Source organism: Citrobacter sp. A316 (assembly GCF_002042945.1).
GTDB classification, from domain to species: Bacteria; Pseudomonadota; Gammaproteobacteria; order Enterobacterales; family Enterobacteriaceae; genus Citrobacter; species Citrobacter portucalensis.
In genome coordinates, this window is the sequence record NZ_MVFZ01000005.1 from 228,291 (window position 1) to 241,402 (window position 13,112).

At 51.1% G+C, this 13,112-nt stretch carries 12 protein-coding genes; 7 read left to right on the forward strand and 5 right to left on the reverse strand.

What is annotated here, in order from left to right:
* Positions 1-9 precede the first annotated feature (9 nt).
* From BZK41_RS08630 to BZK41_RS08645, 4 genes are all read left to right on the forward strand, one after another.
* Entirely contained in the window at positions 10-1,749 is a 1,740-nt protein-coding gene (locus BZK41_RS08630) for a type I secretion system permease/ATPase (protein ID WP_079937886.1), read from the forward strand.
* Positions 1,750-1,751: 2 nt separating this feature from the next.
* The gene (locus tag BZK41_RS08635) at positions 1,752-3,077 is read left to right on the forward strand and encodes an HlyD family type I secretion periplasmic adaptor subunit (protein ID WP_079937887.1); all 1,326 of its coding nucleotides are present in this window, start codon (positions 1,752-1,754) and stop codon (positions 3,075-3,077) included.
* A 134-nt stretch (positions 3,078-3,211) separates the two neighbouring features.
* Positions 3,212-3,499, forward strand: a complete 288-nt coding sequence (locus tag BZK41_RS08640) for a VF530 family DNA-binding protein (RefSeq protein WP_079937888.1) — start codon at positions 3,212-3,214, stop codon at positions 3,497-3,499.
* A 12-nt stretch (positions 3,500-3,511) separates the two neighbouring features.
* On the forward strand, positions 3,512-4,879 hold the full coding sequence (locus tag BZK41_RS08645; RefSeq protein ID WP_079937889.1) for a glycoside hydrolase family 10 protein: 1,368 nt from the start codon (positions 3,512-3,514) through the stop codon (positions 4,877-4,879).
* On the opposite strand, the gene BZK41_RS08650 is transcribed toward BZK41_RS08645, so the two are convergent.
* The 5 genes from BZK41_RS08650 to hdeB all read right to left on the reverse strand — a co-directional run bounded on the left by BZK41_RS08650 (position 4,876) and on the right by hdeB (position 9,635).
* Positions 4,876-5,394, reverse strand: a complete 519-nt coding sequence (locus BZK41_RS08650) for a hypothetical protein (RefSeq protein WP_079937890.1) — start codon at positions 5,392-5,394, stop codon at positions 4,876-4,878. The two genes, BZK41_RS08645 and BZK41_RS08650, sit on opposite strands and share 4 nt — an antisense overlap.
* Before the next feature lie 54 nt (positions 5,395-5,448).
* Complete coding sequence (locus BZK41_RS08655; RefSeq protein WP_079937891.1) at positions 5,449-6,720, reverse strand: type II toxin-antitoxin system HipA family toxin; 1,272 nt, start codon at positions 6,718-6,720, stop codon at positions 5,449-5,451.
* On the reverse strand, positions 6,713-7,027 hold the full coding sequence (locus tag BZK41_RS08660; RefSeq protein ID WP_071446394.1) for a helix-turn-helix transcriptional regulator: 315 nt from the start codon (positions 7,025-7,027) through the stop codon (positions 6,713-6,715). Before BZK41_RS08660 ends, BZK41_RS08655 begins: the two co-directional genes overlap by 8 nt.
* A gap of 179 nt (positions 7,028-7,206) precedes the next feature.
* Entirely contained in the window at positions 7,207-9,150 is a 1,944-nt protein-coding gene (locus BZK41_RS08665; protein WP_079937892.1) for a methyl-accepting chemotaxis protein, read from the reverse strand.
* A gap of 155 nt (positions 9,151-9,305) precedes the next feature.
* On the reverse strand, positions 9,306-9,635 hold the full coding sequence (hdeB, locus tag BZK41_RS08670; RefSeq protein WP_003019999.1) for an acid-activated periplasmic chaperone HdeB: 330 nt from the start codon (positions 9,633-9,635) through the stop codon (positions 9,306-9,308).
* A 402-nt stretch (positions 9,636-10,037) separates the two neighbouring features.
* Here hdeB and BZK41_RS08675 point away from each other — a divergent pair, with 402 nt between their 5' ends.
* From BZK41_RS08675 to BZK41_RS08685, 3 genes are read left to right on the forward strand one after another with little or no spacing between them, the layout of a single operon-like run.
* Positions 10,038-10,904, forward strand: coding sequence for a MurR/RpiR family transcriptional regulator (locus tag BZK41_RS08675; RefSeq protein WP_079937893.1), 867 nt, complete (start codon positions 10,038-10,040; stop codon positions 10,902-10,904).
* A 14-nt stretch (positions 10,905-10,918) separates the two neighbouring features.
* Positions 10,919-11,506, forward strand: coding sequence for a D-alanyl-D-alanine dipeptidase (gene ddpX / locus BZK41_RS08680; RefSeq protein ID WP_079937894.1), 588 nt, complete (start codon positions 10,919-10,921; stop codon positions 11,504-11,506).
* A 15-nt stretch (positions 11,507-11,521) separates the two neighbouring features.
* Positions 11,522-13,084, forward strand: coding sequence for an ABC transporter substrate-binding protein (locus BZK41_RS08685; RefSeq protein ID WP_079937895.1), 1,563 nt, complete (start codon positions 11,522-11,524; stop codon positions 13,082-13,084).
* Positions 13,085-13,112 lie beyond the last annotated feature (28 nt).

Here is a 13,112-nt window from a genome sequence, read left to right on the forward strand (position 1 = left end):
GAGAAGACTATGTCGCGCCAGCATACGCCAACAGAACTGAATGATGCATTAAAGGGAACGAAACCCACTTTTCTGATTCTGTTGTTTTTTAGTTGTGTGATTAATATGCTTATGCTGGCGCCGGCAATTTATATGCTACAGGTTTACGACCGTGTGCTGGTCAGTAAAAATACCACCACGCTGTTAATGTTAACCTTATTGATTGTCGGCTTGTACATCGTTATTGCCATGATTGAATCTGCCCGCGCGCAGGTTATGGTCAGGCTTGGCAACAGGCTGGATATAAAGCTAAGTCAGTTGGTCTTTAACGCAGCCTTTAAAAGAAAGATGGTTACCGGTGATAACAACCCGGCGCAATCTTTAGCCGAACTGGATCAGATCCGTCAGTTTCTTTCCGGGAATAGTCTGTTCGCCTTACTGGATATTCCCTGGACGCCGATATATCTGTTCATCGCCTTTTTGGTCCATCCCCTTCTGGGATACCTTTCTCTCGGCGGAATAACATTATTATTTATTCTGACGCTGGTATCTGAAATCTCTACCAAACGCCCGATTCAGCAAGCGCACGCCTTAACCATTAACAATGCCAGTAAACTGAATAAACAGTTGCAAAACGCCGATGCCATTGAGGCGATGGGAATGCTCTCGACTCTGAAGTCCAACTGGCAGGAGCAGCATAACAAAGTGCTGGCGCTACAAACGCAGATTGCCGACAAAACGGCCGGGTTAAGCAGTCTCAGCCGCTTTGTGCGGGTGTTGCTACAGTCGATTGCGCTGGGGGCCGGAGCGTTACTGGTGATTGGCGGCCATATTACTCCGGGCTTGATGATTGCCGCCTCGATCATTCTTGGCCGCGTCCTCAACCCGGTAGAACAAGTTATTGGCAGTTGGAAGCAGTTCGTGCAATTTCGTAGCGCCTGGCATCAGCTCTCAACCTTGCTGAAGGAGTATCCGGCGCCGAAAGAGGTACTGACCCTGCCGCGTCCGAATGGCAACATCAGCGTCGAAAGCGTCTTCGCTGCAGCCCCCGGCCAGCCTTCCCCGCTACTGCGTAATATCTCATTCCAGCTGGAGCAAGGTGAAGTGCTGGGGATTATCGGCCCCTCAGCCTCAGGGAAAACCTCGCTGGCAAAGGTTCTGGTTGGCGTCTGGAAACCGTTATCAGGGAAAGTCAGATTAGACGGCGCAGATATTTGTCAGTGGGATAAAGCGCTGCTGGGCCCGTCTATTGGCTATCTGCCGCAGGATGTGGAACTGTTTGACGGTACCATCGCGCAAAACATTGCCCGCTTCGCGCAGAATGACAGTGAGCTTATCGTCGCCGCCGCATTACTGGCAGGCGTTCATGAGATGATCCTGCGATTGCCACAAGGTTATGACACGCTGTTGGGCGCAGGTGGATACCAGCTCTCCGGCGGGCAGCGGCAGCGCATCGGTCTGGCGCGCGCCGTGTATAACAACCCTGCGTTTATCGTGCTTGATGAACCGAATGCCAATCTTGATGATGCGGGCGAATTTGCACTCGTTAAAGCCATCAACACCCTGCGTACACAGGGACAAACTACCGTCATTATCTCACATCGCCCGACGCTGCTCGGCGTGGTCAATAAGGTTTTGCTGCTTAACGATGGCGCTATACAGGAGTTTGGTACCCGCGATCAAGTTTTTGCTCATTTGCGTCAGGCCAACGTACTGAAGCCGGTGGCTACGCCTTCTCCATCCACTTCTGAACAGCAACGCGAGGCATGAAGATGAAAAAGAAATCTGAGAACGCGGCCTCTGCTGGCGTAGATACCAATATCTGGTCGCCGATTATCCGGGGCGTGATTGTCATTGTGCTTGGTGTCGGTAGTTTTATCCTCTGGGCAGTGCAAGCTCCATTAGATGCGGGCGTGGTCGCCGATGGTACGGTAACCGTATCGAGTAACCGCAAAACCATTCAGCATCTGAGCGGCGGTCGGGTAACGGATATCTTTATCAAAGAAGGCGAATTGGTGAAGAAAAATCAGGTCCTCGTCCGGTTGGATAAAATGCAGCTTGAAATGCGTTTCAGCGCGTTAAATGCCCAATATATCTCTGCAAAAAGTATCGAAGATCGCCTGTTAGCAGAACGCGATGGCCTCGATGCGATCGTCTTTAATACTACGCTAACGCAGCAATTGTCTGGCAATAAAAGGCTGGCAGAAGTCAGAAATTTGCAGGCCAAACTTTTCGATACCCGTCGCAAAACGGTTCAGGATGAACTGTCGATGATTCAGGAAACGCTCGATGGTCTGGTAGGACAAACGGATAATCTCAATAAAATAAAAGGCTATCGCGACCACCAGTTTTCTCTGATTAACCGGGAGTTAGGGGCTATTCGTGCGCTGAGTGAAAAAAACTATTATCCCAAAGCGCAATTACTGGTGCTGGAGCGCGAGGCGGCAGAAATATCTGGCAGCGTTTCAGAAGATATTCTTAACATTGCCAAACTGAAATCGCAGCAAAACGAATTAAAAATTAAAGCCTACCAGGTGCGTCATCAATATTTACGTGAAGTTGAGTCTGAACTGACGGAAAATCAAAAAGAAGTGGCAATGCTGGAGGATGAACTGGTGTCCACCCGTCACGAGCTGGATAACACCGAGATCCGCTCACCGATTAACGGTATCGTGCTGGATGTTAAAGTCAGTACCGTGGGCGGCGTCATTCAACCCGGCGAACATCTTATGGATATCGTTGCCGCCGGACAACCGATGCAAATCGATGCCAAAATACCCGTACATGCCATTGATAAACTGGTCCCCGGTTTAACCGTTGATGTGCTATTCCCTGCCCTTAACCACGCGCTGTTACCGTCGGTTCCGGCCCGGGTTCTGACTATCTCTGCGGACCGCTTAATTGATGAAGCCACTCAGCAGCCTTACTACCTTGCGGAAGTACAGGTTTCAGCAGAGGGCGCGCGTTTGCTGGGCGATTACAAAATTAAAGCGGGAATGCCCGCCAGCGTGACGATCAAGACCGGTGAACGAACCCTGATGAGTTACCTGTTTAAACCGTTGATTGCCCGTCTGGAACTGGCTTTTAAAGAGTATTGATCCATCCATTGCCGGTATGGCGTACGGCTTGTCGCGCCATACCGCTTTCTGCCGTTGCTGGCAGCTTTGCTTTCTTGTAACCTTCTTCCCGTCTCACTACTGACAAAATCTGGAACCACTGAACTGGACTTCATATGAATGCTCATAATTCTAAAGACCCTTTACATGGCGTGACGCTAGAAATGCAGGTCAATGCCCTGGTTGAACGTTATGGTTGGGCTGAGCTGGCGCAACGCATTAATATCAACTGCTTTAAAAATGAACCGAGCGTTAAATCCAGTCTGAAGTTTCTGCGCCGTACGCCGTGGGCGCGGGCAGAAGTCGAAGCGCTGTACCTTGATTCGCTGCATGACCAGTCCTCAAACAACACCCCCGAACCGGCCTTCGACCCTTGGGCTAACAGCCGCAATAAGAAGAAATAAGAGCAAAGTCAGATGGCAGAATCCGGTTTCTTTTCAGGAAATTATCAGAAAAAACTGGCGAAGATTCTCGCCCGTTCTCGTGCCAGACTACCGCTGACCAACATGAAATGGTTTGCTGTACTTGTGGGCAGTATGTTGTTACTTGGCAGCTGTTCTTCACAACCGCCCGGCCCCAAAACCACTGAGCAACCTCCGGTGAGCAAACCCCAGCAGAGCAAGGAGCCAGTGCGCGGGATCTGGCTGGCGACGGTTTCACGTCTTGACTGGCCGCCGATCTCATCCGTGAACATCAGTTCGCCTGCCGTGCGCATCAGCCAGCAGCAAAAAGCGCTGACGGATAAGCTGGACAACCTGAAACGGCTGGGTATTAACACCGTTTTTTTCCAGGTTAAGCCCGATGGGACCGCATTGTGGAAGTCAAAGATCCTACCGTGGTCAGATACCCTGACTGGCACGATTGGCAAGGATCCAGGTTACGATCCGCTGCAGTTTATGCTCGATGAAGCGCATAAGCGCGGAATGAAAGTTCATGCCTGGCTTAACCCCTATCGCGTGTCCGTAAACACCAAACCTTCGACGGTCACTGAATTAAACAGCACGTTGTCACAAACACCGTCCAGCGTCTACGTCCTGCATCGGGACTGGATCCGCACCGCGGGCGAGCGTTTTGTGTTAGACCCCGGAATTCCCGACGTGCGTGACTGGATAACCAGCATCGTGGCGGAAGTGGTTGAGAACTACCCGGTTGACGGCGTGCAGTTTGATGATTACTTCTATACCGAGTCTCCCGGCTCTGCGCTCAATGACAGCCAGACCTTCAGAAGATACGGCCAGGGATTCGCTTCCAAAGCGGACTGGCGTCGCGATAACACGCAACGGCTGATTGCCCAGGTATCGCGGACCATCAAGAAACTCAAGCCTGAGGTTGAATTCGGTGTCAGCCCTGCGGGGGTATGGCGCAACCGTTCGCACGATCCGGCTGGCTCCGACACGCGCGGCGCAGCAGCGTATGATGAGTCGTATGCCGATACCCGCCGTTGGGTGCAACAAGGCTTGCTGGATTACATCGCGCCGCAACTCTACTGGCCTTTTGCCCGAGACGCAGCGCGCTACGATGTGCTGGCAAAATGGTGGGCAGATGTCGTGAAATCAACCAACACTCGCCTCTACATTGGTGTAGCGCTGTATAAAGTCGGTGAACCATCGAGAAAAGAGCCTGACTGGACGGTCAAAGGCGGTGTACCGGAGCTGAAAAAGCAGCTCGATCTAAACGAATCCGAACCGTACATCAACGGCACGATCCTGTTTCGCGAAGATTACCTTAATCAACCGCAAACGCAGGAAGCTGTGACTTATATTCGCAATCGTTGGGGACGTTAATGGTTGTCCTGAGCGGGAAGCCTGAGCCAGACGCTCACGTAGCGGGTAAATTTCCCCACAAAAACGCCGGCGAATATGCCGCCTGTAATGATAGCCAGAGCGCTCATTGCGGGTTGACGTAAAACGTCGGGGGCAATGGCGTTAAGTACGCCAAGTACGTACTTAACGCCGAATGCCAGCAGCATAAATGGCAATGCAGAATAATCTGCCGGACGCTGAATACTCCGCGGTGCGCTACTGCGACTCAAACGACTGGGGTTAATCAACATGTAGCCAATTATTGCGCCGCTGATAATACCTATCGCCCACTGGATATACGTAATGAGGGTCGGGTCGCGATAAGTGATTAAATCGTAGATATCCCAGAAAAGAAAAATAGCGGGGATCAGCGCCAGCTTTTCCAGCGTAACTGTGGCGGGCGTTCTGGCTTTAATCCCTCGGTACAGTAGAAAGATAAACAGCAGATACACCCAAACCGGTGTGTGTTGCAGCATATTCAAGACAAATTCAGCCATAACGTTGCCCCACTCAGATTTAATTCTTCGCTAAGTGTAGCGGCTGTATCTGCGTTACCGGGACATTAACCGGCGGACATTATCATCAATTTGTTTCTGAATCGTCTTCAACGTGGATTGCGTTATCTGATCGGGATATTTGTCCCTGGCGATAGCGCTCAATGCCGTGGCAAAGTGACAGACTTTTTCGATTATGCCGCTCACATGGTCAGCAGATAACTCAGCTTCCTGAACGCCAAGCGACTGAAGATGCTTTCTTTCGATATCCAGCGCCTCTCCCAGCACGTCCATTTGGTGATACCCACCAGGCCCTTCGCACCAGGTGACGTCGTAAGCCGGAGCCAGAGTCCAGTTTCCATCGGCTGACATTAAATAGGCAAAATTCTTCGGGTGATCGTCGCGGTTGTTAAAAGCCACGTTGAAAACCACGCGCTCAAACGCTTTTGCCTTTTCTCTGACATCATTGGTACAAATCTGCGTGGCGCGCAGAAAATCCCGGTAGTCTAAAGCACCGGGGATCTGGTAATTTGCCCCGGTAAGTGCCGCCAGACTCTGCATAGGAATTCGTGTCGACTGGTCACGGTCGAAACGGCGAGTGGCAAATGCCGCCTGTCCGCCGGGCAGATTGAAATACGCCGTATCGGGCGTGGTGATCCCACATTGGCGCAAGCATTCAGCATAAACCGCTTCGATGGCACATACCTCAGCATGCTCATGCCTGGCGGGAAATTTAATCAGCCAGCTTTCGCTCCCGGGTAGCGGCACCGTGGTGAATTTATGCGTGACAGTGTCACGATAAAGTAGCGCCTTAGGCCTTGCTCCTTGTGGCGAACCGCCCATCTGGAGCAGTTTTTGCAAGAATTCTCCGCCTTCGCCGCTCAGGACTTCCTGAACCTCAGCGGCCAGTTGTTCGAGAGGAACATCCTCTTTTGACAGCATCTCGACATCTGACTGAACTGGCTGGAATGTCATGGCGCCCATCGCGTTGTTGCCGACCCAGGTTAAACGCTCTAATGGACCTATGCGTGCTGCGTTGAGTCCGCGGCGTTTAAATAATCGGTCCATCAACAGCATGCCCCAGCCGTCAGGTAGTGAATCATAGACCGGTCCGGGTAATCCCAACTGATGAGCTGGGAAATCCCTGCGCAAACGGGGACCGTTCAGCGGTAACATCAGTCGGGACAGTTCCAGGCCCTTACGTAAGGCATCTTCACTGTATTCAAAGGCGATCAACGGACGTCCGGTCAGGGCTGTGGAAGACACCAGTTTTCCCCACAGCCATTTTTCACCCCAACCTTCATAGAAGACATCAACTTGTTCAGGCATCAGAATTTTTCCTTTTGATCCGCTGGCGCGTTGCGCTCTTTTCGTAACGCAAAATGTCATCCAGACTATCAATCCTGGGTTTGAATAACCCCTCCAGTGCATCGCCATAGCCTAACACCATTGCGACTTTGACCAGATTCTCAAATCCTACATTTTTACCCGCTTCCAGATTCGAAACGGTATTCACACCGACACCTGAACGCGCTGCAACATCAGCCTGCGTCATTTGCCGCGCGAGTCGTTCTTTACGTAATCTGTCGCAAAGCAGTTTGACGATATCAGCTGCAGTATTTAGCGTTAAATCCATAATATTGGCTCTTATTGGGATAAAACCGACTTTACACCCAATATTATAGAGTTAAGTGAAGTGGAGTTCAAAATCTTATAAGACACAATAAAAGGGAGTTAAAACGGAAAATCTTACTTAAGGGGCATTATACTGGAATTATCCGGGCGCAAGGTCTGCCCCCGGATATGATGTCGTTATCAGGCAACGGAAGGCTCAGGTAGTCTGAATGACGAAACCAGCATTGCCAGCTGTTCCGCCTCTTCTTTCAGCGCCTGCGTCCGTGCTGCGGCATCATCAATTAATGAGGCGTTTTGCTGAACGGTGCTGTCCATTTCGGTAACGGCCAGCGTGACTTCGGAAACGCCCTTACGTTGTTCTTCACCCGCAACGCGTATTTCCCCCATCAACTGGCGCACCTGACGCACATTGCTGACCAGTTCTCCCAGACGTTCGCCGGCAGTGTGGATTTGCTGACTTCCGCTACCTACATGAGAAACGGATTCATCAATCAGCACTTTAATTTCCTGGGCAGCAGTGGCACTGCGCTGAGCCAGCGTGCGCACTTCTGAGGCTACGACAGCAAACCCTCTGCCAGCATCACCTGCTCTGGCGGCTTCAACCGCGGCATTCAGGGCGAGAATATTGGTCTGGAACGCAATGCTGTCGATGACCGCGACAATTTCCACCATTCTGCCGGATGAGGCGCTGACGTTATCCATCGTAGAGATCACGCCTTGCATCACATCGCCGCAGCGGTTGGCCGTTTGCGCGGTGCTATCGGATAGCTCATCCGCCAGTTGTGTATTACTGGCGTTTTGATGAACGGTCGCATTTAACTGCTCCATAGCCGCCGAACTCTCTTCCAGCGCAGCGGCCTGCTGCGTTACGCGAGATGAAAGCTCCATATTACTGTCAGCAAGGCTAACAGCGTTATTCGCCACCACTGTGCTACTGCTTCTGACGGTGATCAGGATGGCCGAGATTTTATCGACGAACAGGTTAAACGCCTCGGCGATAGCCGAAATCTCGTCTTTGCCACGAACATCCAGCCGACGGGTAAGATCGCCTTCTCCCTGCGCGATGTCATCAAGTGCCTGACGAGTATCATCAAGACGTGAAATCAGTCGACGAACCACCAGCCATGATCCCACCAGCAACAGCGTCATGATAGGGATCAATACTTCCAGAACGTCCTGCATCATCACTTTGGCAAGACCGACAATACGTGATTCTGGTGTCGCAAGCCCTACGACCCAGCCGGTATCTGGCATCGGGAACAGCATTACCTGTGACGCTGTATTCAGGACGTTGTCGTTTGCCAGCGTGATAGTCTTCACCCCATCTGTCGGGCGCAAAGATTTCAGACCGTTTTGCACCGGGATAAGCCACTGCGCGCTTTGCGCCAAATCGTTAATGGTTTTATGTTTGGCCAGGTCGGCCTGCGGGAAATAGAGAATTTGTCCCTGCTTGTCTACCACAAACGCGTAACCGCCGGTGCTGTTTCCCTGCTGCTGCATGAAAGTGGCGACGTTATCCAGACGGATATCGGTGGTAGCGACACCGGCAAACTTGCCCGCCTGTTGATAAGGCACGCTGCATGTCACCATGTTGACGCCAGAACTGGCATCCTGGTAAACATCAGACCACAGGCAGTTGTTTTGTGATTGCCCTTTGGCGTGCTGATACCAGCTTTCATTGTGGTATCCACTTGATCCTTCAACGTTATAGTCGTTGGAGTACACCAGCTTTCCTTCAGCATTACGCGCCCAGAAAAAGCTTCTTTTCTCCACACCTGCGCTGAAGGCGTCTGGTTCTGGCCAGATGCCCCCGCCAGTAATAATCGAGTCTTTACCTTCACCAATAAGATGCGGAACGACGCTTTGGTACAAAGATTCATCGTTAGGCAACACTTCAGCCAGTCGCGACAGACTGACGGTCTCACCTTCAATTCGGGACAATACGGTACTCAACTGACGGGTTAAACCTTGCCCTGTTTCTTCGATCAGGGCGGTGTTGATTTCAACGACACGCGGCTGACCGCGCCAGAGCATAATTACCACGATAACAAGGGTCGTTACTGCAAGCAGCAGAATGCCGCCGATGGTTAAACGCGTTGAAATACGAGTAGGATACCAGGCCATACAAACTCCTTCTGCAAAAGGCTAACTTTTATCCAGTATCGGCACAGGCGTTTATATCTTTATAAAGTTTTCTTAAGTATTGCAAAACAAATAAGTGACAGCGTCACAAATAACAAAACCCAGCACTTTGGCTGGGTTTTAATAACAACTTAATCTTATTTGGATAATTCTTTTTTGATTTCGTCTTTTATTTTACTTAATTCACTCTGCGGATGTTTCTTACAAAGTTCAACGGTCAGAGGAACTGCGGTCGTAACGGTTTCGTTATAGTCTACGTAATCGCCACCTTTGAAGTCTTCGTCTTCATTGAGCACCCAGAAGGCCACCGGAGCCATAGTTTGTGGGTTCAAATCAATAAACTCCTGGCAGTTCATGCCTTTCGGAGTCACTTCAGTTTTAGCGTTATCTGTTGCTGCATTGACGCTGACACTGGTTAACAGCGCTGCGACCAGAATACCTGCTGTAGAAAGGGAGAATTTATTCATTGTAGTACTCCATGTATAATATTAATAATATCTACACTTGCGCTTAACACCGTTAATGTAGCTCGTGAAAAATAATACCCTTACCGTTATAAGAATAAAGATTGCGGTTATTGATATGGCTGAAATTTATATTTCCCATTACTGATTCTTATGTCTTAGGGACAAATGTTGCCCACAATGTGATCGTTACGACGAAATCAGCAGATTCATACCCCGCTTCCCCTGCCGTTGCACCAAAACTGAACTACGCTGCACAAATGTTGATCATTAGTTAATGAATATGGATTGGGATTTAACAAAAGCAGCCCGGCGAGCCGCTGTTACTGACATGGCACGCGTCCTGCATTGTTAATTCGCTAACAGAGATACGGAATCTGACAGACAACTAACAGCGAGAAGGTAATGACAGCCAAACCAGAGTTATTTACCCGCATAGAGCAAACCTTTAGCCATCTGACGCCCAGCGAAAAGCGCGTGGCTGGGTGGCTGTTAGCCCATGCTGTGCAGATCCCATTTGAAACCGCGGATGGCATCGCTAAAGCAACCGGAACCAGCGGCATTACCGTCGGACGTTATCTGCGTAAACTGGGCTTTCGTAATCTTGAGGATGCAAAAGCCAGTCTGCGTGAGCTACCCGTTGTTCCGTATCAACCCTGGGGAATGAATGAACGACTGGACTCCTGGCACCAGCAACAAAGCCTGCCGGATCGGGCGCATCAGTCACTGTTGCTGGAGATCGACGCTATTACCCACGTCTATCAACTTGCTCAGGGTGAGACGTTTCTACGCATTGCACAGCAGCTGGCGCATGCGGAAGCCGTTTACATCCTCGGGATCCAGTCCACCCGCGGGATCGCCAACGCCTTTTTTAGTCACCTGGAATACCTGCGACCTAAAGTCAGCTACTCCGAAGGCCTTTCCGGCAGTTGGGTTGAGTCGCTGAACTCGGGATTCAGCCAGCCTTACGTGGTTATTACCGATATGCGCGCCTACTCCGCTATTTCGCGACAATATTGCCGCGTCGCCACAGAACGCTGTATTCCGCTGGCGCTCATTACCGATGTGTGGTGCCCATGGGCCAGGGATTATTCCATTGATTCACTTCAGGTAAAAACCGACACCGGACATTTCTGGGACTCACTGGCACCGGTGAGCTGTCTGTTCAACTTATTACTTTCTGCGGTGGTGGCGCAATTGGGTGACGCCCTCGCAGGACGCCTGCAAACCAATCGCCAGTTACAACAACAATTTGGTCAATTCGAACAATAAACAGGAAACGTGCTATGTCAGAACTCCCAGAACTGGTCGATCTGTCGGTGATATTTCCGTCGCTGCATATCGATCTTAAATACGCTACTGCCGACAACATTACCGGCGCACCTATCTACCGGGAAGCGCGTTGCCTGTTGCATACCGAGGCGGTAACCGCGCTGGCTAAAAGCATCAGCATTGCGCAACTGGCGGGATTGTCGCTGGTGGTGTACGACGCGTATCGCCCCCAGCAGGCGCAGGCGATACTGTGGAATGCCTGTCCCGACCCACAGTATGTTGTCGATGTCGCAATTGGTTCCAATCACAGTCGCGGAACGGCCATTGACGTTACGTTAATGGACGATCGCGGCCATCTCCTTGATATGGGGGCCGGTTTTGATGAAATGCACGACCGATCCCATGCCTGGCACCCCTCGGTTCCCCCGGCAGCGCAGCGTAACCGCCTGCTGCTTAATGCCATTATGTTTGGTGGTGGTTTTGTCGGGATTAACAGCGAATGGTGGCATTTTGAATTACCTGATGCCGCCCGTTACCCGCTGCTTGACGATCAAATAAATTGTTACACTGTCACGTCTATAACAACACAACATCCCCTTTAATTCTGGAGCCTGGTTATGAAGACTACACCTGCGTTAAACACGTTTTTCCGCCCCGCTCTGATAGCCGTTGCGTTAGCGTTTGCCCTGCCCGCCGCACAGGCTGCCGTTCCCAAAGATATGTTGGTGATTGGTAAAGCCGCCGATCCGCAGACGCTCGACCCCGCCGTGACCATCGATAACAATGACTGGACGGTCACCTATCCCTCTTACCAGCGGTTGGTTCAATACAAAACCGACGGAGGTAAAGGCTCCACGGAAGTTGAAGGTGATTTAGCCAGCGGCTGGAAAGCCTCTGACGATCAGAAAGAGTGGACGTTTACCCTGAAAAACGATGCCAAATTCACTGACGGAACACCGGTAACGGCAGATGCGGTAAAGCAATCCTTTGAACGTTTGCTCAAAATTGGTCAGGGACCGGCGGAGGCTTTCCCGAAGGATCTGAAGGTCGACGTTATTGATAACAACACGGTGAAATTTACTCTCAGCCAGCCGTTTGCCCCGTTTCTGTATACGCTGGCAAATGACGGTGCCTCAATCATTAACCCGGCCATCTTAAAAGAGCATGCCGCAGACGATGCTCGCGGATTCCTTGCACAGAACACGGCAGGCTCTGGTCCCTTCATGCTGAAGAGCTGGCAAAAAGGACAACAGCTGGTGCTGGTGCCGAACCCGCATTATTCCGGGGCGAAACCGACATTTAAGCGTGTCTCAGTCAAAATCATTGGTGAAAGCGCCTCCCGTCGTCTGCAACTGTCGCGTGGTGATATCGACATTGCCGATGCGCTGCCTGTTGACCAGCTTGCCGCTTTGAAACAGGAAGGCAAAGTGAACGTGGCGGATTATCCCTCATTGCGCGTGACCTATCTGTATCTCAACAACAGTAAAGCCCCGCTCAATCAGGTGGATTTACGCCGCGCCATCTCGTGGGCCACCGATTATAAAGGCATGGTCAACGGGATTCTGAGCGGCAATGGAAAGCAAATGCGTGGCCCGATCCCGGAAGGCATGTGGGGTTTTGACGATAAGGCCATGCAGTACAGCTTTGATGAAGCCAAAGCCAAAGCGGCCCTGGACAAAGTTGCCACCAAACCTGAAAGCCTGAGCTTCCTCTATTCCGATAATGACCCTAACTGGGAACCTATCGCGCTCGCCACCCAGGCAAGCCTTGGCAAACTGGGCATTAAGGTGAAACTGGAAAAACTGGCAAACGCCACCATGCGTGACCGCGTGGGTAAAGGCGATTACGACATAGCCATTGGCAACTGGAGTCCGGACTTCGCCGACCCGTACATGTTTATGAACTACTGGTTTGAGTCAGATAAGAAAGGCTTGCCGGGTAACCGTTCGTTCTATGAAAACGGTGAGGTCGATAAGCTGCTGCGTAGTGCGCTGACCACGACCGATCAGGTGGCCAGAACCAATGACTACCAGCAGGCGCAAACCATCGTGATTGATGAAGCGGCCTACGTCTATTTATTCCAGAAAAACTATCAGCTGGCGATGAACAAAGACGTCAAAGGTTTTGTATTCAACCCCATGCTGGAACAGGTCTTCAATATCTCCACCATGAGTAAATAAGCCACGTTTATGCGGAGCCGCTCTGGCT

Excerpts from the sequence above, each read along its gene's own strand:
- BZK41_RS08660 (WP_071446394.1), bottom strand. The coding sequence starts at position 7,027 with ATGGATTTAACGCTAAATACTGCAGCTGATATCGTCAAACTGCTTTGC.
- hdeB (WP_003019999.1), bottom strand. The coding sequence starts at position 9,635 with ATGAATAAATTCTCCCTTTCTACAGCAGGTATTCTGGTCGCAGCGCTG.
- BZK41_RS08650 (WP_079937890.1), bottom strand. The coding sequence starts at position 5,394 with ATGGCTGAATTTGTCTTGAATATGCTGCAACACACACCGGTTTGGGTG.
- BZK41_RS08655 (WP_079937891.1), bottom strand. The coding sequence starts at position 6,720 with ATGCCTGAACAAGTTGATGTCTTCTATGAAGGTTGGGGTGAAAAATGG.
- BZK41_RS08665 (WP_079937892.1), bottom strand. The coding sequence starts at position 9,150 with ATGGCCTGGTATCCTACTCGTATTTCAACGCGTTTAACCATCGGCGGC.
- BZK41_RS08685 (WP_079937895.1), top strand. The coding sequence starts at position 11,522 with ATGAAGACTACACCTGCGTTAAACACGTTTTTCCGCCCCGCTCTGATA.
- BZK41_RS08630 (WP_079937886.1), top strand. The coding sequence starts at position 10 with ATGTCGCGCCAGCATACGCCAACAGAACTGAATGATGCATTAAAGGGA.
- BZK41_RS08645 (WP_079937889.1), top strand. The coding sequence starts at position 3,512 with ATGGCAGAATCCGGTTTCTTTTCAGGAAATTATCAGAAAAAACTGGCG.
- ddpX (WP_079937894.1), top strand. The coding sequence starts at position 10,919 with ATGTCAGAACTCCCAGAACTGGTCGATCTGTCGGTGATATTTCCGTCG.
- BZK41_RS08635 (WP_079937887.1), top strand. The coding sequence starts at position 1,752 with ATGAAAAAGAAATCTGAGAACGCGGCCTCTGCTGGCGTAGATACCAAT.
- BZK41_RS08640 (WP_079937888.1), top strand. The coding sequence starts at position 3,212 with ATGAATGCTCATAATTCTAAAGACCCTTTACATGGCGTGACGCTAGAA.
- BZK41_RS08675 (WP_079937893.1), top strand. The coding sequence starts at position 10,038 with ATGACAGCCAAACCAGAGTTATTTACCCGCATAGAGCAAACCTTTAGC.